Annotated in this window: 1 protein-coding gene; it reads left to right on the top strand. The window is 34.3% G+C overall.

Features of this window, described 5'->3' with window-relative positions; translation table 11 throughout:
* Window positions 1–721 precede the first annotated feature (721 nt).
* Window positions 722–2,359, top strand: coding sequence for a Na/Pi cotransporter family protein (locus tag GH715_RS21085; protein ID WP_153835913.1), 1,638 nt, complete (start codon window positions 722–724; stop codon window positions 2,357–2,359).
* Window positions 2,360–2,577: the final 218 nt, after the last annotated feature.

A 2,577-nucleotide genomic window follows, 5' to 3' on the forward strand; every position in this document is an offset into this window, starting at 1 on the left:
TTGCAAAGTGGATTTTCGGCTCGCGCTATTCCCGCAGGATTCTCCTCTATAAGCAGGTGCAACAACTCTAGTCATAAGTAATAAGTTGACCTTTTCAATGGACAAGTTGAAAATCGCTATTTGTGGGTAAAAACACCCGTGTTACCTCATGTTAGCGTTGCAGAGCTTGATAATAACAAATGCACCCACTTGAAGGGCAAGCCCCCAAATGGGCAGCCGGAGTGGTGGTCAAGCAGTTAATATAATGCCATAATAGCTGTTAGAGGAAGCGTATATCTTTAGCATTTATGATAAGGGCTGAGCGTGTTTGCTCAGTTCTTCTTATTTTATAACATTTCTGGCGAGTAATTACGTAGGTTTGCGCTTTGTATATTCTAAGTGGAAGTGAGCTATTGTGAATAGATATAATAGAAATGAACACAGTACCATTTATTGAAAAATAAACTTCTTACAAAAAGATCAAAAATTTTGTCAAAAAGACTATTATTATGTTCGAATGTTGTTATAATGAAATTGTTTGTTAAGGTTTTGTAAATTTTAAAAAAATTCCTTTACAAAACCTCAATAAATAATTAATAATGAGGTGGTGTGCGTAGGAGATTTTGTCTGATTTTGTCGTTGGAACTGTAGATATAGAAAATAAACGGGAAAGAAGGCAATACTTTCGACACATTGGTCATACTAAAGAGAGACAAAGATTTGTGAGAAGGGATGAACACTGTTGGATGTAAATGTACAAGCTATGATTTTTGAATTTGTTGCTGGTTTAGGTATCTTTCTTCTAGGGATTAAGTATATGGGAGAAGGGTTACAAAAATCGGCAGGTGATCGCTTGCGTGATATTCTTGATAAATTTACAAGTAATCCTTTTATGGGCGTTTTAGCTGGGATTATTGTTACTATCTTAATTCAGTCTAGTTCAGGTACTACTGTATTAACAGTTGGTTTGGTGAACGCTGGATTTATGACTTTGCGACAATCTATCGGAGTGATCATGGGTGCCAATATTGGTACTACTGTAACAGCATTTATCATTGGTTTTGACCTTGGTGCATATGCACTACCAATTATGGGTGTTGGAGCATTGCTAATATTTTTTATAAAAAATATTAAGGTTACAAATATAGGTATTGCTATTTTTGGTTTTGGTTCACTATTCTTTGGTCTAGAATTAATGAGCTCAGGACTAAAACCATTGCGAGAAGTAGAAGCTTTTCATGATTTAACTGTTAGTATGTCGAACAACCCCATTCTCGGTGTGATAATCGGTACTGTATTTACAGTCATTGTTCAAAGTTCAAGTGCCACCATTGGTATTTTACAAAGTTTGATGCTTGAAGGAGCAATTGAAATAAAGGCAGCTTTACCTGTGTTATTTGGGGATAACATTGGTACAACAATTACAGCAGTATTAGCTTCAATTGGGGCTACTGTAGCTGCTAAACGTGCTGCACTGACTCATGTTATATTTAATGTGCTTGGCGCAACAGTAGTTTTAATATTTATTAACTTTTATAGTATGTTCATCGAATATATACAAAACATCATGGATTTAAATCCTGCAATGACTATTGCTTATGCACATGGTATTTTCAATGTATTAAATACCTTAATCCAATTTCCATTTATAGGTCTTTTAGCTTTGATTGTTACCAAGATTATTCCTGGTGAAGATGTCGAAGTGGAATATAAACCAAAACATCTGGATCCAATATTTATTGTTCAATCACCATCAGTGGCTTTAGATCAAGCAAAAGCAGAAGTTATTCGAATGGGTGAATATGCTACAAAGGGTTTGGAAGAAACTAGCTTGTATCTAAATAAACAACACAATAAAAATTCAGATTTGGCCTTACAAATTGAAGGTGCTCTAAATAATTTAGATAGAGAAATTACATCTTATCTTGTTGAATTGTCAGCAACTAATTTTTCGGAAACTGAGAGAAATGAGCATTCCGCACTTATGAATTCTGTTCGTGATATCGAAAGGATTGGAGATCACTTTGAGAATATTATTGAATTAGTTAATTATAAAATATCTAATAAAGTAGATATTACCGAACAGGGAATGATTGATCTTAATAATATGTTTGATTTAACGATAAGTACAGTGAAAGAGGCTGTTATCGCATTAGAAAAGATGGATCGAGAAGCAGCATTAAATGTTGTACAGAAAGAAAACGAAATTGACAAAATGGAAAGAAAGTTTCGTAAAAAACACATAATTCGTCTAAATGAAGGTGCGTGTACAGGAGCGGCTGGCATAGTTTTTGCTGACATTATTAGTAACCTAGAGCGTATTGGAGACCATGCTGTTAATATAGCAGATGAAGTTTTAGACGATAGACAAAAACACTAAATATTAGAAAGGTGAAAGTAGCCATGATTGCTACTTTCACCTATTTCTATCTTATTTCAGAAATTCCCTCTAAAAAAAACAGAAAAAACTATTGACGAAAACATAATGCTATGATAAATTATTAAATGTCGCTTCAGTGATTACATAATTTTATTCCACAGTAGCTCAGTGGTAGAGCTATCGGCTGTTAACCGATCGGTCGTAGGTTCGAATCCTAC

The organism is Gracilibacillus thailandensis (assembly GCF_010994055.1).
GTDB lineage: Bacteria > Bacillota > Bacilli > Bacillales > Amphibacillaceae > Gracilibacillus > Gracilibacillus lacisalsi.